This is a genomic window from Microbacterium sp. Beta (assembly GCF_005502545.1).
Classification (GTDB): Bacteria; Actinomycetota; Actinomycetes; order Actinomycetales; family Microbacteriaceae; genus Microbacterium; species Microbacterium oxydans.
This window is the reverse complement of the sequence record NZ_SCOG01000003.1, coordinates 116,237-138,465: the sequence shown is the minus strand read 5'-3', so window position 1 is coordinate 138,465 and position 22,229 is coordinate 116,237. Positions and strand designations below refer to the sequence as shown.

Sequence of the window (22,229 nt, the reverse complement as noted above, 5' to 3'; positions counted from 1 at the left end):
TCAGCCGAGACCCCTGGCCGCCAGTGCATCTCCGACATCATCCGCATGCTTCAGAGCGAGCACGAGCAACGGCACCACCGTGCGGACACCCAGCCGTGCACCACGAGCCTGCTCCGCCTCCCGCACGCGCACGGCGAACCCCGCGATCACCGGGACGGTCGTGAGGGTCAGGGAGATCGTCAGGGCCACCGCGTCGGGATCGACTCCGAGCCGACGCAACGGTCGCAGCAGCTGCTGCAGGACATCGAGCAGCGCCGACATCCTCGTGGTCAGAGTGAGCAGACCGGCGAGGAGCAGCACCGCGACCACACGTCCTGTGCTGATCCATGCCGCCTCGGGCGACACGAAGATCAGGAGCGCAGCTGCGAGCACGAGCACGATCCAGCGCAGGCGCCACGCCTCGGCGGCGAGCACGCGGAACGGGAGTCCACTCACGCGGTAGAGCCCCACCACCACGAAGAGCACGACCGCGATGCTCACCGGATCGTGCGGAAACAGCGACAGGACGAGGGCTCCGATCGCCAGCATCCCCAGCTTGAGCGCGGCCGGCGCCCGATGCACGATCCCCGTCCCCGGGTGATACAGCGCGATCACGCGCACGCCTCCCGATACGCAGCGATCACACGCGAGGGCACGCCGGAGGTCACGATGCGTCCCTCGTCGAAGAGCAACGCGCTGTCGCAGCGAGAGGCCAGTTCGAGGTCGTGTGTCACGATGACGATCTGAGCCTGGACCCCGAGCAGCAGATCGGCGATGCGACGGGAATTGCGCAGATCGAGCAGGGTCGTCGGCTCGTCTGTGACGATCACATGTGGATCGGCGATCAGCACGGAAGCCAGGGCGAGCAGCTGCTTCTGCCCGCCGGACAGGACGGCCGCCGGAACGTCCGCGTGCTCCGCCAGACCGTGCGTCTCGAGCGTCTCCCTCACGAGTTCGGACACCTCGGACTTCGGACGCCCTCGGAGCGAGAGCGCGAGGTCTTCGGCCGGAGTCGGCATCAGGATCTGCGCATCGGGGTTGGTGAAGACGAAACCGACGAGCTTGCGCAGGGCGGCGCGGTCTCGGACGGTGTCGAGTCCGTGCACCGAGACGGTTCCGTCTCGCGGCGCGACGAGGCCGTTGAGGAGGCGCGCGAAGGTCGACTTTCCTGAGCCGTTGGCTCCGATCACCGCCGTCGTCCGTGCGGTCAACCCGACGCTGACGTCGTGCAGCACCATGCGCCCGTCGATCTCGACCGACACCCGGTCGAGGGTGATCGGAGCGGGTCCGATCGATGAGGAACTCTCCACCGCTGCTTCCTCCGCGTCGCACCTGAACACTGTTCACCTGAACGTCGTTCACTATAATCGGAGCATGAGCCCAGAGCCCAATCCGGCCCGACACGACCGCGACAGCGTGGCACGGAGCGCACTCGCCCTGCTCGATGAGGTCGGACTCGCCGACCTCTCCATGCGACGTATCGCCGCGGGCCTCGACCTGCAGCCGAGCGCCCTCTACTGGCACTTCGCGAACAAGCAGGAGCTGCTCGCCGAGCTCGCCGACCGGATCACCGCGTCGATACCGCACGGTGGAACGGACATCATCGTCACAGCGCGCGGCATCCGCGATGCCCTCTTCGCCTATCGTGACGGTGCCGAGCTGGTCCTCAGCACCTACGCACTCCAGCTCGGTTCCTCCACTGCGCAGAAGGCTCTGGTCGACACCCTGCGTGCACAGGGAGCCTCGGATGCCGAGGATCGAGGAATCGCCATCCTCCACTTCGTGCTGGGCCACGCCACACTCGTGCAGCAGCGCATGCACGCCGACAGCCACGGCGCGCTCCCGGCCGCGGAGGATGCGGATGTCACCGCCGGACTCGACCGCGTCTTCGACCTCGGGGTCGCTGCCCTCGCGGGAGCGCTCAGGTCGCCGGAGACTCGGCCGCGTGCCCGAGCCTGAGACCGGGCACCACAGCCAGCGCCACGAGGGCGATGCAGAACGCGAAGACGGCGCTGAACGCCCCGGCCCCGCCGCCGAGCGTCGCCACACCGAGACCCGCCAGCGCGATCGCGACAGCCGATCCTGAGGCGTCCGAGATCGACAACGCGGACGAGTTGAACCCCTGATTGGTCTCGTTCGAGTACGCGAGCGTCAACACGGTCAGGCGCGGGTAGAGCAGGCCCATCCCGCCGCCGGCGAATGCCCAGCCGACGACCACCAGAGCGGGCGAGACATCGAACACCGCAGCGAAGAGGACGCACAGCATCGCGATCAGCAGCGAGCCCAGGCTGATCGCCGTGATGCGGCGGTTGCCCAGACGCTCACCGAACCGCCCCTGCAGGGCTGAGGCGCCTGCCCACGCCAGTGCCGCCAGCATCAGGGCGATGCCCGCCCAGGTCGCACTGAAGTCGAACTTCCTCATGAGCAGATACGGGATGTAGGCCTCCGTGGCGAAGAACGCACCGGCGACGATGCCGCGCATCAGCACGACGCTGGGCAACCCGGCTCCGGCTCGAAGCGTGCCTCGTGGCAACAGCGGCAGCACCGCGAACCCGATCGCCAGCACGGCTCCGATCGCGACGGGCCACCCGATCGACGGCTCCATCTCGGCCGAGAAGCCGATGACGACCGCGAGTACCGCCACCACCACTGCGAGCAGCAGCCGGACGACGAGCGCCCTCCGATCCTGCGGCTCCCCCTGCCCCAGGTCGACCCCACGGAGCCGCACCGCGATCATGAGGAAAGCCGAAGCGGTGAGCACGGCCACGCCGAGGAAGGCCCAGCGCCAGTCGAGATACTCGGCGACGGCTCCCGCGAGGAACGGACCGACCATCGACGGAACGACCCAAGCCGCGGCGAAGGCGGCGAAGATGCGCCCGTGCAGGTGAGGCGGGTACAGCCGCGCCACCACGACATAGAGCGCGACCGTCTGTCCACCCGTGCCCAGCCCCTGCACCAGTCGCCCGATCAGGAACTGGTGCATCGTGACGGCGAAGCCGGAGATCAGCAGACCGACGATGAAGAGCGACACGGCGACGTACAGCGCGCCGCGGGGACCCCGGGCGTCCGACCACGCTCCGGTCGCGACCATGCCGATCACGCTCGTGGCCAGCGTCCCCGCGAAGGCGACGGCGTAGAGCGCCTCTCCATTCAGGGCCGCGCTCACGATGGGCATGACGGTCGTGACGGCGAGAGCCTCGATCGCGGCGAGGAAGATCAGTGCGACCGCGCCGACGGTCACCCAGATGCGGTGACGATCCCAGATCGTCGCGGCCTCGGACGGGGCGGTCATCGGCCGACGAGCGACGCGATGCGCTCGATGGCCTCGGTGAGGATCTCCGGACTGGTGCCGAAGTTCAACCGCACGTGGCCTGCGCCCTCCGCGCCGAAGGCGGGCCCGAAGTGCAGGGCGACCTTCGCGTCCTTCAGGATCCTTCTGGCCGGGTTGTCGCCCCACTCCAACGCGGTGAGGTCGATCCACGCCAGGTAGCCGGCATCGGGAATGCGGTACCGCGCTCCGGGGAGGTGCGCGGCGAGCAGATCCTCGAGCAGCAGGCGGTTCTCGTCCAGAGTGCGCAGCAACCCGTCGAGCCACTCGTCGCTCTCCTCCGAGAACGCAGCGACGGCAGCGAGCAGACCGAACTGCCCGGTGCGCCATTCGACCTCGACCGGGAGTCCGCGCACCACGGCGCTCGTCTCGTCGTCGGCCGTGACCATGAGGGCGCATTTGAGCCCGGCGAGGTTGAAGGCCTTGCTCGCGCTCACGAGCGCGTACCCCACCCGCTGTGCGACATCACTCACCGCGAGGAAAGGTGTGAACCCCGAACCCGGCTGGGCGAGCGGCGCGTGGATCTCGTCCGACACCACGGCGACACCGAACTCGTCGGCGAGCTCCGCGAGAGCAGTGAGGCTGTCGCGTCCGTGCACCGTACCGGTGGGGTTGTGGGGGTTGCAGAGCAGGATGGCCGTCGCTCCGTCTTCGAAGGCGGCGCGGATCCCGTCCAGATCCAGCTCCCACCGGGTCCCGGTGTCGCGGAGGGGAACCCGCTCCACCTCCGCACCGGCTTCGGCGACCAGGTCGTAGAAGGGCGGATAGACCGGCGGCGTCACGACCACGCGCTCCCCCGGCTGCGTGACACGGCGCAGGATCTCGACGATCCCCATGCTCACATCCGCCGTGCTGCGGATTCGCGCGGGGTCGGGCTCCCACCCGTAACGGCGGGATGCGAAGTCCGAGAAGGCCTGCGCAAGAGGAGTCCTCGACGCCATATAGCCGGTGTCGCCGATCTCGACCGCACGCTGCAGGGCCGCCGTGATGGCAGGCGCGAGAGGGAAGTCGGTCTCGGCGACGAACAGGGGAAGCACGTCGGCCGGATACTCCCGCCACTTCTCGCTCGTCCGCTCGCGAAGCTCGGCCAAGGGCAGGGCTTTCACCTGAAGCATTCGTTCTCCCGAGTCTCGCCCCGCACCGGTGCGGAGTCAGCGAAGCGGGCGCGTAGTCGCGCCCGCTTCGTCCTGCTTGACGTTCTGTGCGGTCAGATCGCGAATCCGAGAGCGCGCATCATGTCGCGCCCGTCGTCCGTGATCCGCTCCGGACCCCACGGGGGCATCCAGACCCAGTTGATCCGGAAGCGATCGACGACGCTGTCCAGAGCCTGAGCGGTCTGATCCTCGAGGACGTCGGTGAGCGGGCAGCCGGCGCTGGTCAGCGTCATGTGGATGACGAGAGCGTCGTTCTCGTCATCCCAGGCGAGGTCGTAGATGAGGCCGAGATCGACGACGTTGATCCCGAGCTCGGGGTCCATGACGTCTTTGAGAGCCTCGGTGACCGCGTCGTACTTCTCGTCCGTGAGGGTCGCTGTCATGCGATCAGCCTACGCCTCGATGGGGGCTGCGGGGTCGAGGAAACGGTCGTATCCCTCGTTCTCCAGCCGGTCTGCGAGCTCGGGGCCGCCCTCTTCGACGATCTTTCCCGCGACCACCACGTGGACGAAGTCGGGGCGGATGTAGCGGAGGATGCGGGTGTAGTGCGTGATCAGCAGCACGCCGAGTCCGGTGGACTCCTTCGCGCGGTTGACGCCCTCGGAGACGATCTTGAGCGCGTCGACGTCGAGGCCGGAGTCGGTCTCGTCGAGCACGGCGAACTTCGGCTTCAGCACCTCGAGCTGGAGGATCTCGTGGCGCTTCTTCTCGCCACCGGAGAAACCCTCGTTGACGTTGCGCTGCGCGAACTTCGGGTCCATGCGTAGGTTCGACATGGCCTCCTTGACGTCCTTGGTCCAGCCCCGGATCGCCGGCGCTTCGCCGTCGAGGGCGGTCTTGGCCGTGCGGAGGAAGTTCGTCACCGTCACGCCGGGGATCTCCACCGGGTACTGCATCGCGAGGAACAGGCCGGCACGGGCCCGCTCGTCGACGCTCATCTCCAGCACGTCCTGACCGTCGAACGTGATCGAACCGGACGTCACCGTGTACTTCGGGTGACCGGCGATCGTGTACGCCAGCGTGGACTTGCCGGAGCCGTTGGGGCCCATGATCGCGTGGGTCTCCCCCGTGTTCATGGTGAGGTTGATTCCGTTGAGGATCGGGGTGGTCCCCGCCTCGGTCTCGACCGTCACATGCAGGTCGCGGATCTCGAGAACAGACATTCTTCAGACTTCCTTAATCACAGTCGGATCGATGAGCACGTCGTCGCCGTCGATCTGGACGACGTAGACCGGGACCGGCTCATACGCGGGGAGATTCTGGGGCTTGCCGGTGAGGAGGGAGAACGCGGAGCCGTGTGCCCAGCACTCCACCGTGTCGCCCTCCACGAAGCCCTCGGACAGCGAGATGTCGCCGTGCGTGCAGGTGTCGCCGATGGCGTGGATCACTCCTTCGCCGTCCTTGATCACCGTGATGGGCACGCCGCTCGGGTCCACGCGCAGCGGTGTGTCCTGTTCGAGGTCGGAGACTCCGCAGACGCGTTCGGCGGTCATGCGCTCACCTCGGCGAGCTCCGCCTCGATGGCCGCCAGCAACTCGGTCTCGAGGGCGGGGATGCCGAGGCGCTGCACGATATCGGTGAGGAATCCGAGCACGACCAGACGACGGGCCTCCTCCTCGGTGATGCCGCGGGCCTGCAGGTAGAAGAGCTGCTCGTCGTCGAAACGACCGGTCGCACTCGCGTGCCCGGCTCCCAGGATGTCGCCGGTCTCGATCTCAAGGTTCGGGATCGAGTCGGCACGAGCACCCTCGGTCAGCACCAGGTTGCGGTTCGCCTCGTAGGAGTCGGTGCCCGTGGCGTCGGCACCGATCAGCACGTCGCCGATCCAGACGCTGTGTGCGCCCTCGCCCTGCAGCGCGCCCTTGTAGAGCACGTCGCCCTTGGTGTGCGCACCCTTGTGGTGCAGGTAGACCTGGCTCTCGAGGTGCTGACCGCCGTCGGCATAGGACAGCCCGTAGAGGTATCCCTCGGATCCGGCGCCCGTGAGCTCGACGCTCGGGTTCACGCGCACGACACCGCCGCCGAAGCTGATGACGAAGTGCTTCAGCGTGGCATCGGCACCGACGGTGGCCTGGTGCGCCGCGGCGTGCACCGCGTCATCGTCCCAGCGCTGCAGGCTGATGACTGTCAGGCTCGCGCCGTCGCGCACGACGATCTCGACGTTCTGCGCGTACTGCGCGGAACCGGAGTGGTCGAGCACGACGGTGCCGCGCGAGTGCGGCTTCGCCTCGATGAGGATCTGACCGAACGCACGCTTATCGGCGCCCGCGCCCGTGATCGGGACCACGACCGGCTCGTCGAGCTCTGCCTCAGCCGGGAGCTGGATGTGCAGTCCACGCGGGCCATGCTTCCAGGCGAGGGCGCTGGAGAGATCTTCAGGACGGAAGAACTCCCCGTAGGGCCCTTCCTCATCCGAGGAGGGCTCCAGGAACGCCTCGACAGCGTCGAGACCGTAGGTCACGGCGTTCTCCTCGCCCGGCTCATCGGAGAAGAGTCCGGCGAGCTTCGCCACCGGCGTGTGCTTCCAGTTGACCTCGCGTCCGGTCGGTGCTCCGAAGTCGGACGGTTCGAACGAGTGCGGCCGCTCGGAGCGGGTCTGCACCGGGACGAAGCCCGCCGCCGCGACCTGAGCCGCAGGGTCGATGTGCGCGTTCGTGTGCTGCGCCTCACTGGGCGCTGTCGTCGAGGCCGCCATTTAGCCGACCGATCCTTCCATGCCCATCTCGATGAGCTTGTTCAGTTCCATGGCGTACTCCATCGGCAGTTCTCGGGCGATCGGCTCGATGAAACCGCGCACGATCATCGCCATGGCCTCGTCCTCGGGCATACCGCGGGACTGCAGGTAGAAGAGCTGCTCCTCGCTGACCTTGGAGACCGTGGCCTCGTGGCCCAGCTGCACGTCATCGACGCGGATGTCGATGGCCGGGTAGGTGTCGGAGCGCGACTTCGTGTCCACGAGGAGGGCGTCGCAGCGCACGGTGTTCGCGGAGTGGTGCGCAGCGGCATCGACACGGACCTCGCCGCGGTAACCGGCACGGCCGCCTCCGCGTGCGATCGACTTCGAGACGATCGACGACTGCGTGTACGGCGCCATGTGGATCATCTTCGCGCCAGCGTCCTGGTGCTGACCGGGTCCGGCGAAGGCGACGGACAGGGTCTCGCCCTTCGCGTGCTCGCCCATCAGGTAGATCGACGGGTACTTCATCGTCACCTTGGAGCCGATGTTGCCGTCGACCCACTCCATGGTCGCGCCTTCGTAGGCCACGGCACGCTTGGTGACGAGGTTGTACACGTTGTTCGACCAGTTCTGGATCGTCGTGTAGCGCACACGGGCGTTCTTCTTCACGATGATCTCGACGACGGCCGAGTGCAGGGAGTCCGACTTGTAGATCGGGGCCGTGCAGCCCTCGATGTAGTGGACGTAGCTGTCCTCGTCGGCGATGATCAGGGTCCGCTCGAACTGGCCCATGTTCTCGGTGTTGATGCGGAAGTAGGCCTGCAGCGGGATCTCGACGTGCACGCCCTTGGGGACGTAGACGAACGATCCGCCCGACCAGACAGCGGTGTTCAGCGCGGCGAACTTGTTGTCACCGGCGGGGATGACCGTGCCGAAGTACTCCTCGAAGAACTCGGGGTGCTCGCGCAGCGCCGTGTCGGTGTCCATGAAGATGACGCCCTGGGCCTCGAGGTCCTCGCGGATCTGGTGGTACACGACCTCGGACTCGTACTGCGCGGCGACTCCGGCGACCAGGCGCTGACGCTCGGCCTCGGGGATCCCGAGACGCTCGTAGGTCTCGCGGATCTCGGCGGGGAGGTCTTCCCACGTCTGCGCCTGCTTCTCGGTGGAGCGGACGAAGTACTTGATGTTGTCGAAGTCGATCTCGCTGAGGTCTGCGCCCCACGTCGGCATCGGCTTGCGCCCGAAGAGTTGGTATCCCTTGAGTCGGGTCTTCAGCATCCATTCGGGTTCGTTCTTGAGGCTCGAGATCCCCCGGACGACGTCTTCGGAGATGCCGCGTTTCGCGATGGCACCCGCAGCATCCTCATCGTGCCAGCCGAATTCGTACACCCCCAGACCGTCAAGCTCCGGGCGGTCGATCAGCACATCCGACATCCAACACTCTCCTCACAGGTCCCAAACGGTGTCATCCGCCCCGACACACCTGATCCCCGTCGAGTCTGCGGGAGCGGGTGCCGTTGGTGGGCCCTCATCACCGGCGCTTCCATCGCGCCTAAACTATTGACGATGCTTCAGCGCTGTCAGCGCCCATCGCAACAATCCGATTCTACAGGTTCCGCCTGGCGGACGGGCCATGCCCGCCACGTCTCGCGCGGTCCGGAGGACTTATGCCCGAGACGTTGATCCCCACCACCTCGACGACGCGAGGGGTCGCTCCTCGTTCCGCGTCCTGGGGGCGTGCGTTGACGGTCTTCGCGTGGTTGTCGTTCCTCAGCGAGACCATCATCATCGGCACCGGCGGAGCCGTCCGCCTCACCGGTTCGGGCCTCGGATGCTCGGACTGGCCGCTGTGCACCCCGGACTCCCTCGTTCCCATCCTCGAGGTGCAGGGCATCCACGGGATCATCGAGTTCGGCAACCGCCTGATGACCGGTGTCGTCGGGATCATCGCCCTCGTCGTCGTGCTGCTGGTGCTGCACCTGTTCACCGGAAAGCGCGGCCTCGTCAACGCGCTCTGGTTCGCCTTGGGCGGGATCGTCGCGGCTGCCGCCGCGTTCGCCATCGCCGCTCCTCTGCACTTCCCCGCCTCGCCGATCGCCCTGGGGGTGCTGCTGGTCGCCGTGATCGCTGCGGCAGTCCGCTCCGTGCGCTCGACTCCCACCAGGCGCGACCTCGTCCTGCTCGCCTGGCTCGTGCTGATCGGCGTCGTCGCGCAGGCCCTCGTCGGCGGCATCACCGTCCTGACCGGGCTGAACCCGTTCATCGTCGGTTTCCACTACACGTCGTCGCTGCTGCTCGTCTGCATCACCGCGGCGTTCCTGGTGCGGCTCCGGACGCCCGCCGGCCCGCGAGAGCGCGCAGTGCCCGCCTGGTTCGCAGCCGTGACCCACGTGACGGGCCTCGCACTCGCCGTCACGATCGTGTTCGGCGTCCTCACGACGGGGTCGGGACCGCATTCCGGTGACGCCGACGTCCTGCGCCACGGCTTCGACGCGACGGTGCTTGCGCACGTGCACTCCTGGCCCGGCTACATCCTCGCCGCGCTGGTCGTCTTCCTGACGGTGACCGCCTGGGTACAGCGTCTGGAGCCCCGCCGCTGGCTCCTCGTCCTCGTGCTCGCGATCCTCGTCCAGGTCGGTGTGGGCGTGTGGCAGGCACGAGAGGGCCTCCCCCCGCTCCTCGTCGGGATCCACATGGTGCTGGCCTCGCTCTCGGCAGCCACCTACACGGTCGTCGTGCTGCATCTGAAGCGCACGGCCGCCGTCGAGGACTGATCTCCGCACAGTCGACTCATAGCTCTCGCATCGCGGGCTCATCAGCGCATCCGCAAGGGTGGGTGTCATGAACAAGTCACTCACTCGAAGCATCGGATTCTGGCTGCTCCTGGTCGTCTCCCTCGCCACGACGGCCGTCGGCGCCTGGCTGATCTCCGGTCAGATCGCCACGATGACGACCACGCTGCTGGATGGCACCGCCACCGGCGTCGAGGTCTACGTCGGACAGTCGCTCGTCGTCGTGGGTGCCGGAGTGCTCGCCGCAGGGATCGTCGGCATCCTGCTCACGCTCGGACTCGTCGCCGCCCGCGCACTCGTCGCGTCCCCCGCTCCTGCAGTCGTCGAGGCGATCGACTGGACCGCCGCCCCCGACGAGACGCACGCTCCTGTCACGGACACCGCTTCGCCCGTCACGGACACTGCGGCGGACGCCGACGCGGGATCCGACGCCGCTGCGGCGCCGGCGGCCGCGCTCGATGACGCGCCGGCGAAGGACGCGAACTCAGACGACTCCCCGTCGATCACCCGCTGAGCGCCTGTGCGCAGGTGATCCCTGAGCACGGAACGACGGAGCGGCGCCGAGGACATCCTCGGCGCCGCTCCGTCGTTCTGGGAGACCAGCCTCCCTGCGTCAGGTCAGAAAGGGAGCAGCGGGTCGACCGCGACCGCGACGAAGATCAGCGTCAGGTATGTGATGGACGCGTGGAACACGCGCATCGGACGCGGCTCGGTCCCGTGGACGGCGCGGTTGTAGAGACGGTGCGATTCGTAGATGAACCATCCACCGAACACCGCGGCGGACACCGTGTACACGAGCCCCATGCCCGCGATCGGCACCAGGAGGAGCGAGCAGGCGACGGTGGCCCACGCATAGAGGATCACCTGGAGGCCGACCTGGGAGGCGTTGCGCGTGACACCCAGCATGGGGACGTCGACGTCTTCGTAGTCGTCCTTGTACTTCATCGACAGCGGCCAGTAGTGCGGCGGCGTCCACAGGAAGACCAGGAGGAACAGGATGAAGGCGGGCCAGTCGAGCGAGCCGGTGACCGCTGACCACCCGATCAGGACGGGGAAGCAGCCGGCGATACCGCCCCAGATGATGTTCTGCTCGGTACGGCGCTTGAGGATCATCGTGTAGATCACGACGTAGAAGAAGATGGCCGTCGCCGACAGCGCAGCGGTGAGCCAGTTGGTCGTCAGCAGGAGCCAGCCCGTGGAGGCGACCGCCAGCGTCCAGGAGAAGATCAGCGCGCCGCGCGGGCTGACCTCGCCCGTGACGAGCGGACGGTTCTCGGTGCGATGCATGTGCGCGTCGATGTCGCGATCGAGGTACATGTTGAAGGACGCCGCGGAACCGGCGCTCATCGAGCCGCCGATGACGGTGGCCAGCACGAGCCACAGGTTCGGCATTCCTCCCTGCGCAAGGAACATCACCGGCACGGTGGACACGAGCAGGAGCTCGAGGACACGCGGCTTGGTGAGGGTGATATAGGCCTTCACCGTGCGACCGACGGACGACTTCCTCACGGTCTGATCAGACATCGTCGAGATCTCGATCGCCTCCTCCGCACGTGTGACCGGACAACCTCTCCAGTGTATGACACGGGATGACGTGTTCCGGCTCCCGGTCCCGCGTAGTGCGACTCACGTCACCGCTATGCTGAAACCACTCGCGCGCCCGGCGATGTGCACCTCACCGTGAAGTCGCGGACCTGCCAGGGAATACGGGCGCCCTCGAAACTGTCGGAAAGGGCATGAACGTGTCGGAATTGCAGTGGGATGAGATCGATCGACGCGCGGTGGACACCGCACGGATCCTGGCGGCCGATGCCGTCGAGAAGGTCGGCAACGGTCACCCCGGCACCGCGATGAGCCTCGCTCCCGCCGCGTATCTCCTGTACCAGCGCGTTCTGCGCCACGACCCGACCGATGTCGACTGGCTGGGGCGCGACCGCTTCATCCTGTCGGCCGGCCACTCGTCGCTCACCCAGTACGTCGAGCTCTACCTCGGCGGCTTCGGGCTCGAGCTCGACGACCTCAAGGCCCTCCGTACGTGGGGTTCCCTCACGCCGGGCCACCCGGAGTACGGCCACACCAAGGGCGTCGAGATCACGACCGGTCCTCTCGGGCAGGGCCTGGCCTCCGCCGTGGGCTTCGCCTACGCCGCACGCTACGAGCGCGGCCTGTTCGATCCCGAGGCCGCGGCGGGCACGAGCCCGTTCGACCACTTCGTGTACGTGATCGCAGGCGACGGCGACCTGCAGGAGGGCGTGACCAGCGAGGCCTCGTCGCTCGCGGGCCACCAGCAGCTCGGCAACCTGATCGCGATCTACGACTCCAACCAGATCTCCATCGAGGACGACACAAACGTCGCCTTCACCGAGGACGTCGCCGCTCGCTACGAGGCCTACGGCTGGCAGGTGCAGGTCGTCGACTGGAAGAAGTCCGGCGAGTACGTCGAGGATGTCGCCGAGCTGTACGCGGCGATCGAGGCTGCGAAGGGTGAGACGTCGAAGCCGTCGCTGATCATCCTCAAGACGATCATCGGCTGGCCGTCGCCCGGCAAGCAGAACTCCGGGAAGATCCACGGTTCCGCCCTCGGTGCGGATGAGCTCGCCGCGACCAAGAAGGTCCTCGGCTTCGACCCCGAGGAGCACTTCGCGGTCGCCGACGACGTGATCGAGCGCACTCGCGGGCTCGCCGCCCGTGCGGCCGAGGTGCGTGCGTCCTGGCAGGAGTCGTTCGACGCGTGGGCCGTCGCCAACCCGGAGAAGAAGGCCCTTCTCGACCGCCTCGAAGCACGCGAACTGCCCACCGACATCGCTGCCGCGCTCCCCGCGTTCGAAGCCGGCAAGGAGGTCTCGACCCGCGCCGCGTCCGGTCAGGTCATCAACGCCCTCGCTGCGGAGCTTCCGGAGCTGTGGGGCGGTTCCGCCGACCTCGCCGAGTCGAACCTCACCACGATCAAGGGCGCCCCGTCGTTCATCCCCGCTGAGTGGTCGACGCATGAGTGGTCCGGAAACCCCTACGGTCGTGTGCTGCACTTCGGCATCCGCGAGCACGCCATGGGCGCGATCGTCAACGGCATCGTCCTGCACGGTCCGACCCGGGCGTTCGGCGGTACGTTCCTGATCTTCAGCGACTACATGCGTCCGCCGGTCCGTCTGGCAGCGCTCATGAACGTGCCCAGCATCTTCGTCTGGACCCACGACTCGGTCGCCCTCGGCGAGGATGGCCCGACGCATCAGCCGATCGAGCAGCTCGCCACGCTTCGTGCGATCCCGAACTTCACGGTCGTGCGCCCGGCTGACGCGAACGAGACCGCTGCGACCTGGTTGGAGATCCTCCGTCGTCACGAAGGCCCGGCCGGCATCGCACTGACGCGTCAGAACATCCCGGTGTTCGAGCGCGGCGACGGCGCGGCCTCCGGCGACACGTTCGCCTCCGCGGACAACGCCGCCAAGGGTGCCTACGTCCTGGCAGAGGCTCCGAACGGCACCCCGGACGTCATCATCGTCGCCACGGGCTCCGAGGTGCAGCTGGCGGTCAACGCCCGCGAGGCTCTCGCCGCCGAGGGCGTGAACGTGCGCGTGGTCTCCGCTCCGTCGCTGGAGTGGTTCGACGAGCAGGACGCCGAGTACCGCGAGAGCGTGCTCCCGGCAGCAGTCACCGCCCGCGTGTCGGTCGAAGCGGGCTCCGTGCTCAGCTGGCGCGGCATCGTGGGCGACCGCGGCCGCTCGGTCGGCATCGACCACTTCGGCGCCTCCGCCGACTACAAGACCCTCTTCGAGAAGTTCGGCATCACCACCGAGGCCGTCATCGCGGCCGCCCGCGAGACCATCGCGGCCAACAGCACCAAGGAGAACGCATGAGCACCCCCACCGCGCAGCTCGCCGCCGCAGGCGTCAGCATCTGGCTCGACGACCTCTCCCGCACCCGCATCTCCTCCGGCAACCTGCAGAACCTCATCGACACGAAGAATGTCGTCGGCGTCACCACGAACCCGACGATCTTCGCCAACGCGATCACCGACAAGAACGACACGTCGTACGACGCGCAGGTCACCGAGCTCGCAGGCTCCGGTGCCACCGCGGAGGAAGCGGTCTTCGCTGCCACCACGCAGGACGTCGCCGCAGCCCTCGACGTGTTCCGCCCCGTGTGGGAGGCCTCCGACCACGTCGACGGCCGCGTCTCGATCGAGGTCTCCCCCGACCTCGCGCATGACACCGCGGGTACCGTCGCGCAGGCCAAGGAGCTGTGGGCCAAGATCGACCGCCCCAACCTGCTCGTCAAGATCCCCGCGACCAAGGCGGGGCTTCCGGCCATCGCCGAGGCCATCGGCGCCGGCATCAGCGTCAACGTGACGCTGATCTTCAGCCTGGAGCGCTACGCCGAGGTCATCGACGCATACCTGACCGGGCTCGAGACCGCGAAGGCGGCGGGCATCGACCTGTCGACCATCCACTCGGTCGCCTCGTTCTTCGTGTCGCGCGTCGACACCGAGACCGACAAGCGCCTCACCGCGATCGGCACTCCCGAGGCGGAAGCACTCAAGAGCAAGGCAGGCCTCGCCAACGCCCGCCTCGCGTACGAGCTGTTCGAGAAGACGTTCGCCGGAGATCGCGCCACGGCGCTGCTCGGCGCGGGGGCGAATCTGCAGCGCCCGCTGTGGGCGTCGACCGGCGTCAAGGACCCGGCTCTTCCCGACACCCTCTACGTCACCGAACTCGTCGCCCAGGGCGTCGTCAACACCATGCCGGAGAAGACGCTCGACGCCACCTTCGACCACGGCGTCGTCACCGGTGACACCATCACCGACGGCTACGACGACGCCCGCGCCGTGTTCGCGGGGATCGCCGAGCTCGGCATCGACTTCACCGACATCACACAGGTGCTCGAGGACGAGGGGGTCGCGAAGTTCATCGACTCCTGGCACGATCTGCTCGCGCAGGTCACCGAGGCTCTGGAGTCGCAGCGATGACCTTCTCGATCCACACGTCCGGCGCCGCGCGCGCCGCGATCGACGAGACGGTTCCCGCTCTCGTCCACGACCTCGTCGCTTCCCGCATCACCAGTGGCGACGCGACGCTCTGGGGTCCTGCGGCGGAGGCGGAAGCGTCTGTGCGACTCGGATGGGTGGAAGCCGTCTCCGTCTCGCGTCCCCTCGTCGCCGAGATCGTCGCGCTCCGCGCCGACCTCAACGCCAAGGGCGTCACCCGGGTCGTGCTGGCCGGCATGGGAGGCTCCTCGCTCGCGCCCGAGGTCATCGCGCAGACGGCCGGTGTGCCGCTGACGATCCTCGACTCGACCGCTCCCGGCCAGGTGCTCGCCGCCCTCGATGAAGGGCTCGCCGACACGGTGCTGGTCGTGTCGTCGAAGTCGGGCTCCACCGTCGAGACCGACTCCCAGCGCCGCACGTTCGAAGCCGCGTTCCGCGATCTCGGGATCGACCCCGTCGAGCGCATCGTGGTCGTCACCGATCCCGGCTCACCGCTCGACGCCTCCGCCCGCGAGGCCGGATACCGCGTCTTCAACGCGGACCCGAACGTCGGCGGCCGCTACTCGGCGCTCACCGCCTTCGGGCTGGTGCCGTCGGGACTCGCCGGCGTCGACATCGACGAGCTTCTGAACGAGGCCGAGGCTTCGCTGCTCGAGGTCGCCGTCGACTCGGCCGAGAACCCCGCTCTGCGACTGGGGGCGGCGATCGCGGCCACGAACCCGCGACGCGACAAGCTCGGTCTGATCACCGATGGCACGCACATCAAGGGCCTTCCGGACTGGATCGAGCAGCTCATCGCCGAGTCCACCGGCAAGGAGGGCACGGGGATCCTCCCGGTCGTGCTGCTCCCCGTCTCCCCCGAGCTCGATCCGGTGCCGGCCGACCTCCAGATCGTGCGACTGGTAGACGACGCCAACGAGTTCCACCTCCACGAGCGTCATGAGGGCGAGATCCTCGTCAGCGGGACGCTGGGCGCCCAGCTCATCGTGTGGGAGTACGCCACCGCGATCGCCGGACACCTGCTGCACATCAACCCGTTCGATCAGCCCGACGTCGAGTCGGCGAAGGTCGCCGCCCGCGGACTGCTCGACGCTCGCCCCGAGCCCACGGCGCCGGCGTTCGTCGAGAACGGTGTGGAGGTCCGGGTGTCCGACCCCGCCCTCGCCGCCTCCGGCACGGTCGAAGGCGTGCTGGACGCCCTCTGGGCCCAGCTCCCCGCCGACGGCTACGTGTCCATCCAGGCTTACGTCAACCGTCTCGAGGTTCCGCAGCTCCAGGGCCTGCGTGAGCTCGTCGCAGCAGACTCCGGGCGGCCGACCACGTTCGGGTGGGGACCCCGATTCCTGCACTCGACCGGCCAGTACCACAAGGGCGGCCCCGCGCAGGGAGTGTTCCTGCAGATCCTGGAGCGCACCGAGGTCGACCTCGAGATCCCCGACCGGCCCTTCACCTTCGGGCAGCTCATCCAGGCGCAGGCCGCCGGTGATGCCGCCGTGCTCGCCGAGCACGGGCGTCCCGTCGTCACCCTGACGATCACCGAGTCCTCGGACGACGTGCTCGCCCTCTTCGAAGCCGCACAGAAGTAACAGCAGGAGAATCCCCCACCGATGTCTGTTCCCATCTCGCGCGGGCACAACCCGCTGCGTGACCCCGATGACCGCCGTCTCAACAGGATCGCGGGCCCCAGCGCCCTCGTGATCTTCGGCGTCACCGGAGATCTCTCACGCAAGAAGCTGATGCCAGCGGTCTACGACCTCGCGAACCGCGGTCTGCTCCCTCCCGGGTTCGCCCTGGTGGGATTCGCCCGACGCGACTGGGAGGACCAGGACTTCGCCCAGGTCGTCTACGACGCCGTGAAGGAGCACGCCCGCACGCCGTTCCGCGAAGAGACGTGGACCCAGCTGCTGCAGGGCATCCGCTTCGTCTCGGGTGAGTTCGACAACCCGGACTCCTTCCGCAAGCTGCGCGACACCATCGAGAAGCTCGACGTCGAACGGGGGACGATGGGCAACCACGCGTTCTACCTGTCGATCCCGCCGAAGGACTTCCCGCTGGTCGCGAAGCAGCTCAAGGAATCCGGTCTCGTCGGCGAGAACAGCGACGACGACGAGCGCTGGCGTCGTGTCGTGATCGAGAAGCCCTTCGGACACGATCTCGAGTCCGCGCGGGCTCTGAACGCCGCTCTCGAGGTGGCCTTCCCCGCGGACTCGATCTTCCGCATCGACCACTACCTCGGCAAGGAGACGGTTCAGAACATCCTGGCCCTGCGTTTCGCCAACGAACTGTACGAGCCGATCTGGAATCGCAACTACGTTGACCACGTGCAGATCACGATGGCCGAGGACATCGGCGTCGGCGGGCGTGCCGGGTACTACGACGGTATCGGCGCCGCACGAGACGTGATCCAGAACCACCTGCTGCAGCTGCTGGCGCTGACAGCGATGGAGGAGCCGATCAGTCTCTCGGCCGAGCACCTGCGCGCCGAGAAGGAGAAGGTCCTGGCGGCCGTGCATGTGCCCGACGACCTGTCGCTCGCGACCGCCCGCGGGCAGTACGCGGGCGGATGGCAGGGTGGCGAGAAGGTCACCGGCTTCCTGGAAGAGGAGGGGATGAACCCCGAGTCGACCACGGAGACGTACGCCGCGATCAAGCTCGAGATCGACACCCGTCGCTGGGCGGATGTGCCCTTCTACCTGCGGACGGGGAAGCGTCTGGGCCGTCGTGTGACCGAGATCGCCGTGGTCTTCAAGCGCGCGCCTCAGCACCTGTTCGGCCGCGGCAACGCGTCCGAGCTCGGACAGAACGCGCTCGTCATCCGCGTGCAGCCGGACGAGGGCGTCACGATCCGCTTCGGCTCGAAGGTGCCTGGCAGTGGCTCCAACGTCCGCGATGTGACGATGGACTTCGGCTACGGCCACGCCTTCACGGAGGCGAGCCCTGAAGCGTACGAGCGTCTGATCCTCGACGTCCTGCTGGGCGATCCGCCGCTGTTCCCGCGGCACGAGGAGGTCGAGCTCTCCTGGAAGATCCTCGACCCGGTCGAGAAGTACTGGGCCGCCCAGGGCGGTCCGGTGGAGCAGTATGCGCCCGGCTCGTGGGGACCGGCATCCGCCGACGACCTGCTGGCCCGCGATGGACGAGTCTGGAGACGCCCGTGATCATCGACCTTCCCGACACGACCGTCAGCCAGGTCGCGAAGCAGCTGGTCAAGGTGCGCGAGGAGGGCGGAGCTGTCGCCCTCGGCCGCGTGCTGACCCTCGTCATCGCTGCCCGCAACGGAGTGGCGGAGGCGGCGATCGATGCCGCCAACGACGCTTCGCGGGAGCACCCGATGCGTGTGATCGTGATCACCACAGGTGAAGGCGAGTCCCGTCTCGACGCGCAGATCCGCGTCGGCGGCGACGCCGGCGCCAGCGAGGTCGTCGTCCTGCGCGCCTTCGGGGATGCCGCGAGCAACGAGGAGAGCCTCATCACCGGCCTCCTGCTGCCCGACGCCCCCGTGGTCGCCTGGTGGCCGGAGTCCGCGCCCGTCGCACCGGCGCAGTCCCCTCTCGGCAAGATCGCTCAGCGCCGCATCACCGACGCCGCGACGGCGCACGATGTCCGCGACCGGCTCGCGCTCCTCGGTGAGACTCATGCCCCCGGCGACACCGACCTGGCCTGGACGCGCCTGACCCACTGGCGCGAGCAGCTCGCGGCCGTGCTCGACCAGCCGCCGTACGAGCCGATCACCGGGGTCGAGGTGCGCGGAGCCTCGGCATCTCCGTCCACCGCGCTGCTGGCCGCGTGGCTGCAGATGGCTCTCGATGTGCCGGTGCAGTGGTCGTACGAAGACCCCGACCAGTGGGCTGAGGGCATCAAGTCGGTGCGCCTGACGCGTGATTCGGGAGACATCCTCCTCGAGCGCCCGACGCCGGGCGTCGCCGTGCTCACGCAGCCGGGCCAGCCGAACCACGACCTGCACCTTCCCCGACGCACACTTCGCGAATGCCTCGCAGAGGAGCTGCGTCGACTGGACCCCGACGTCCTGTACGGTCGGGTGATCACCGAGGGCTGGGAGAAGCTGGGTCCGCCCGAGACTGGAGAGTGACGTCGATGACGACATCGTCCGCAGAGAAGCGCGTGGTGGTGGAAGCCACCCCCGCTGCCCTCGCCACCCGTGTGGCCGACCGATTCCTGACGCGGGTGCGTGCGCGCACCCGCAACGGTCGGCTCGCACACATCGCCCTCACGGGAGGATCGATGGGTGGAGCGGTGCTGCGTGCCGCGTCCGAACACCCTCGTGCCGCCGAGATCGACTGGTCTCTGGTGCACTTCTGGTGGGGCGACGAACGCTTCGTCCCGCGCGACGATATCGACCGCAACTCTCTGCAGTCGCGACAGGCGCTGCTCGACCACATCGCCGTACCCGCGGAGAACGTGCATGAGGTCGCCGGCCCCGACAGCGGCCTGACACTGGACGAATCCGCCGCGGCTTACGCCGAAGAGCTCGCACGGTTCGGCACCGACGAGCACCCGTGGCCCTCGTTCGCCGTGTGCTTCCTCGGTGTCGGCCCCGATGGCCACGTCGCCTCGCTCTTCCCTGATCGCGAGGAGGTCACGGTGACGGATGCCGCCGTTCTCGCCGTGCGGGACTCCCCCAAGCCTCCGCCGGAGCGCGTCACTCTGACCCGCCCCGTGCTCAACTCGTCCAAGCGCGTATGGCTCGTGCTGACGGGCGCGGACAAGGCCTCCGCGCTGGGCCTCGCTCTTGCGGGCGCCAGCTACACGAGTGTCCCTGCCGCCGGGGCGAAGGGCCGCAAGCGGACGGTCTTCTTCGTGGACGAAGCTGCCGCCTCCGAGGTCTCCGCCGACCTCATCGACCAGGCCTACTGATTCCTGCGAGCACAGCCCCTCCCGGGGACTGCGTCACGGGTGTTCCGAGGATCCATCGCCCCGCTGCGGCGCATCCGGCCCGACGGTGCCGTCGGCGCGCTCGGGAGTGCCCATCGCCGAGGGCGATGCCGTGGGGTCCTCCTGCCCGCTCCGCCCGGGAGCGCCCGGCGCACTGCCGCGCGAGATTCCCAGTTCCTGGCTGTCGCTGAGCACCTGGGGATGGTACCGGGCGAGCCCGACGACACCCCATACGGCGATCCCGCCGGCCACCGCGAAGATCACGAGCACCCACCACGGCGCGGCGGCTGCTTCGCCCAGCACGACCATTCCGATGAGCACCGCCACGAGCGGGTCGACGACGGTGAGTCCGGCGATCACGAGGTCGGGCGGACCCGAGCTGTACGCCGTCTGCACGAAGTAGGCACCGACAGCCGCAGCCGAGATGAGGGCGAGCACGCAGATGGCGGTGATCCACTCGAACTGGCCCGCCTCGATGCGCTTGATGACGACCTTGGCGAGCGTGGCCACGAATCCGTAGAGGATGCCGGCACCGATCACGTAGAACAGCGCACGCATGCGGCGACGCAGGATCAGCCAGCATGCGCCGAGGACGATGACGACGGCGAGCAGGAGCGCCAGGATGGTGAAGAGCTCGCGGTCGGTCACCTCTTGCTCTGTCGCGTAGATCGCGGCGAAGAACACGAAGAGGAAGATCCCGCCGACGCAGCAGATGATGGCGGTCAACGATTGTCGTGTCGGCGAGTGGCCGGAGATCCGCGCATTGAGCAGCGTCGTGATCACGAGCGCGATCGCTCCGAGCGGCTGAACCACGATCAGCGGCGCCTGCACGAGCGCGGCGAGCTGACAGATTACGGCGAGCCCGAGCATGAGCGTGCCGATGAGCCACGACGGGCGGGTCAGGAGGCGCTTGAGCTGATCGAAGCTCAGCCCCGACGCACCGGTGGCACCGCTGAGACGCTCGACCTTCTCGACGCCGCGGTGCTGGTATTGCGCGCCGAGAGACATGAAGACGGCGCCGGCGAGGGCGAGCGGGATGCCGAGCAGCAGACCGGGGTTCTGGAACGCGCCGACGAGCTGATCGCCGACGTCCTCGACCGCATTCATCCACACCCCAGCACTCACAGTACGACCCTACCTGGCGCGCACCGCCGACTAGGGTTGTGACGTGGCTGTACTTCCGATTCGCATCATGGGCGATCCCGTCCTGCACTCCCCCGCCTCCCCCGTCGACGAGATCACCGACGACATCCGAAGCCTCGTCGCGGACATGTTCGAGACGATGGATGCCGCACCGGGAGTCGGCTTGGCCGCCCCGCAGGTCGGCGTGCCCCTGCGGATCTACACCTACGCATATGTCGACGACGACGACCAGCCGTGGCGTGGTGTCCTCATCAACCCCGAGCTCTGGATGGTTCCGCTCGAACCGGGCGAGCCCGACCCGGATCTCGAGTCGGAGGGGTGCCTGTCGTTCCCGGGCGAGCGGTTCCCCCTCCGTCGCTCCGATCGCGTGCACGTGACGGCGACGGACCTCGACGGACACCCGGTCTCGATCGACGTCGACGGGTGGCGTGCCCGCATCATGCAGCACGAGTTCGACCACCTCGACGGCATCCTGTACGTCGACCGTCTCTCCGACGGGGACTGGAAGACCGTGCAGAAGATCGCCCGCAAGCGCGGCTGGGCGCGGCCAGGCGCCAGCTGGATGCCCGGCGTCGACGACCTCGAGGGGTGAGCCTCTCCCAGCCGAACCACAGCCTCCTCCGAGTTGCATCACAGACTCGGTGACGGCTAACGTGTTCGCGGCGGGGGCTTTCATCGTGCCTCCACATCACGCTTCGGAGGGGAAACTATCATGATGAAGATGCGCGATCGACGGGCTCTGATGCTCGCAGGATCGGCAGTGGCGCTCTCGGTCGCCCTGACCGGTTGCAGCGCCCTCAACGGTATTCTCGGCAGCGGTTCGGGCGACGCCAACCGCGATGAGGAGACCGGCCAGGTCACCGAGAGCTCGAACGTCGGCGTCTTCTCGGTGAAGCTGGGCGACTGCATGCTCGACACCGGAACCGGCATGCTCACGGATGCCAACATCCTCCCCTGCACCGACCCGCACGACCAGGAGGTGTACTACGAGATCACGATGCCGGACGGCGAGTTCTCCGACACCGACATCGACGCGGCGACGCAGGAGTGCGTCGGAGACGCGTACACCTCGTTCGTCGGCGTCGCCTACGACGACTCCGCCCTCAACGTCACGACGCTCGTTCCCACCAAGGACTCCTGGGAGCAGAACAACGACCGCGTGATCCAGTGCATCATCTTCGACCCGGCCGGGCAGACCACCGGCTCGCTGGCCGGCGCCGCACGCTGACCCGCAGTCGCAGAGAAGGGCTCCGCCTCGTGGCGGGGCCCTTCTTCGTAC

22 protein-coding genes are annotated in these 22,229 nt (G+C 68.0%); 11 read left to right on the top strand and 11 right to left on the bottom strand.

What is annotated here, in order from left to right:
* Together FFS56_RS04830 and FFS56_RS04825 are read right to left on the bottom strand one after the other, a co-directional pair.
* A complete protein-coding gene (locus FFS56_RS04830; RefSeq protein ID WP_127012130.1) occupies window positions 1–594 on the bottom strand; it encodes an energy-coupling factor transporter transmembrane component T in 594 nt (197 codons plus the stop codon).
* Entirely contained in the window at window positions 591–1,289 is a 699-nt protein-coding gene (locus tag FFS56_RS04825; RefSeq protein WP_233437407.1) for an ABC transporter ATP-binding protein, read from the bottom strand. The genes FFS56_RS04830 and FFS56_RS04825 overlap by 4 nt, the downstream gene beginning before the upstream one ends.
* Window positions 1,290–1,353: 64 nt before the next feature.
* Between FFS56_RS04825 and FFS56_RS04820 the strand changes: the two genes are divergently transcribed.
* A complete protein-coding gene (locus tag FFS56_RS04820; RefSeq protein ID WP_046749404.1) occupies window positions 1,354–1,938 on the top strand; it encodes a TetR family transcriptional regulator in 585 nt (194 codons plus the stop codon).
* Here FFS56_RS04820 and FFS56_RS04815 read toward each other — a convergent pair.
* From FFS56_RS04815 to sufB, 7 genes are all read right to left on the bottom strand, one after another.
* Entirely contained in the window at window positions 1,901–3,271 is a 1,371-nt protein-coding gene (locus FFS56_RS04815) for an MFS transporter (RefSeq protein ID WP_127012129.1), read from the bottom strand. The genes FFS56_RS04820 and FFS56_RS04815 overlap by 38 nt on opposite strands.
* Complete coding sequence (locus FFS56_RS04810; protein WP_046749144.1) at window positions 3,268–4,422, bottom strand: aminotransferase class I/II-fold pyridoxal phosphate-dependent enzyme; 1,155 nt, start codon at window positions 4,420–4,422, stop codon at window positions 3,268–3,270. The genes FFS56_RS04815 and FFS56_RS04810 overlap by 4 nt, the downstream gene beginning before the upstream one ends.
* A gap of 92 nt (window positions 4,423–4,514) precedes the next feature.
* Entirely contained in the window at window positions 4,515–4,844 is a 330-nt protein-coding gene (locus FFS56_RS04805; protein ID WP_021200756.1) for a metal-sulfur cluster assembly factor, read from the bottom strand.
* Between the two features lie 9 nt (window positions 4,845–4,853).
* The gene (gene sufC, locus FFS56_RS04800) at window positions 4,854–5,624 is read right to left on the bottom strand and encodes a Fe-S cluster assembly ATPase SufC (protein WP_046749145.1); all 771 of its coding nucleotides are present in this window, start codon (window positions 5,622–5,624) and stop codon (window positions 4,854–4,856) included.
* Window positions 5,625–5,627: 3 nt separating this feature from the next.
* A complete protein-coding gene (locus FFS56_RS04795; protein WP_046749146.1) occupies window positions 5,628–5,954 on the bottom strand; it encodes a non-heme iron oxygenase ferredoxin subunit in 327 nt (108 codons plus the stop codon).
* Window positions 5,951–7,156, bottom strand: a complete 1,206-nt coding sequence (gene sufD, locus FFS56_RS04790; RefSeq protein ID WP_127012128.1) for a Fe-S cluster assembly protein SufD — start codon at window positions 7,154–7,156, stop codon at window positions 5,951–5,953. The genes FFS56_RS04795 and sufD overlap by 4 nt, the downstream gene beginning before the upstream one ends.
* Entirely contained in the window at window positions 7,157–8,575 is a 1,419-nt protein-coding gene (sufB, locus tag FFS56_RS04785; RefSeq protein WP_021200759.1) for a Fe-S cluster assembly protein SufB, read from the bottom strand. It abuts the gene before it with no gap.
* Between the two features lie 233 nt (window positions 8,576–8,808).
* Between sufB and FFS56_RS04780 the strand changes: the two genes are divergently transcribed.
* Together FFS56_RS04780 and FFS56_RS04775 are read left to right on the top strand one after the other, a co-directional pair.
* A complete protein-coding gene (locus FFS56_RS04780) occupies window positions 8,809–9,915 on the top strand; it encodes a COX15/CtaA family protein (RefSeq protein WP_052748805.1) in 1,107 nt (368 codons plus the stop codon).
* Window positions 9,916–9,982: 67 nt separating this feature from the next.
* A complete protein-coding gene (locus FFS56_RS04775; RefSeq protein WP_046749148.1) occupies window positions 9,983–10,447 on the top strand; it encodes a hypothetical protein in 465 nt (154 codons plus the stop codon).
* 104 nt (window positions 10,448–10,551) lie between these two features.
* On the opposite strand, the gene FFS56_RS04770 is transcribed toward FFS56_RS04775, so the two are convergent.
* The gene (locus FFS56_RS04770) at window positions 10,552–11,457 is read right to left on the bottom strand and encodes a heme o synthase (protein WP_046749149.1); all 906 of its coding nucleotides are present in this window, start codon (window positions 11,455–11,457) and stop codon (window positions 10,552–10,554) included.
* Window positions 11,458–11,675: 218 nt separating this feature from the next.
* Between FFS56_RS04770 and tkt the strand changes: the two genes are divergently transcribed.
* From tkt to pgl, 6 genes are read left to right on the top strand one after another with little or no spacing between them, the layout of a single operon-like run.
* Window positions 11,676–13,787 (top strand): transketolase, encoded by a 2,112-nt coding sequence (gene tkt / locus FFS56_RS04765; protein WP_046749406.1) that lies wholly within the window; start codon window positions 11,676–11,678, stop codon window positions 13,785–13,787.
* Entirely contained in the window at window positions 13,784–14,896 is a 1,113-nt protein-coding gene (gene tal, locus FFS56_RS04760) for a transaldolase (RefSeq protein WP_127012126.1), read from the top strand. The genes tkt and tal overlap by 4 nt, the downstream gene beginning before the upstream one ends.
* Window positions 14,893–16,500, top strand: a complete 1,608-nt coding sequence (locus FFS56_RS04755) for a glucose-6-phosphate isomerase (protein ID WP_046749151.1) — start codon at window positions 14,893–14,895, stop codon at window positions 16,498–16,500. Before tal ends, FFS56_RS04755 begins: the two co-directional genes overlap by 4 nt.
* Before the next feature lie 21 nt (window positions 16,501–16,521).
* On the top strand, window positions 16,522–18,072 hold the full coding sequence (gene zwf / locus FFS56_RS04750) for a glucose-6-phosphate dehydrogenase (protein ID WP_046749152.1): 1,551 nt from the start codon (window positions 16,522–16,524) through the stop codon (window positions 18,070–18,072).
* Window positions 18,069–19,004, top strand: a complete 936-nt coding sequence (locus FFS56_RS04745) for a glucose-6-phosphate dehydrogenase assembly protein OpcA (RefSeq protein WP_046749153.1) — start codon at window positions 18,069–18,071, stop codon at window positions 19,002–19,004. Before zwf ends, FFS56_RS04745 begins: the two co-directional genes overlap by 4 nt.
* A gap of 5 nt (window positions 19,005–19,009) precedes the next feature.
* A complete protein-coding gene (gene pgl / locus FFS56_RS04740) occupies window positions 19,010–19,789 on the top strand; it encodes a 6-phosphogluconolactonase (protein WP_046749407.1) in 780 nt (259 codons plus the stop codon).
* Window positions 19,790–19,822: 33 nt separating this feature from the next.
* On the opposite strand, the gene FFS56_RS04735 is transcribed toward pgl, so the two are convergent.
* Window positions 19,823–20,914 (bottom strand): DMT family transporter, encoded by a 1,092-nt coding sequence (locus FFS56_RS04735; protein ID WP_137772106.1) that lies wholly within the window; start codon window positions 20,912–20,914, stop codon window positions 19,823–19,825.
* A gap of 61 nt (window positions 20,915–20,975) precedes the next feature.
* Here FFS56_RS04735 and def point away from each other — a divergent pair, with 61 nt between their 5' ends.
* Together def and FFS56_RS04725 are read left to right on the top strand one after the other, a co-directional pair.
* Window positions 20,976–21,542, top strand: coding sequence for a peptide deformylase (def, locus tag FFS56_RS04730; RefSeq protein ID WP_127012125.1), 567 nt, complete (start codon window positions 20,976–20,978; stop codon window positions 21,540–21,542).
* Window positions 21,543–21,662: 120 nt separating this feature from the next.
* Window positions 21,663–22,178 carry a hypothetical protein gene (locus FFS56_RS04725; protein WP_046749156.1) on the top strand — a complete coding sequence of 172 codons (516 nt, stop codon included), beginning with the start codon at window positions 21,663–21,665 and terminating at the stop codon, window positions 22,176–22,178.
* Window positions 22,179–22,229: the final 51 nt, after the last annotated feature.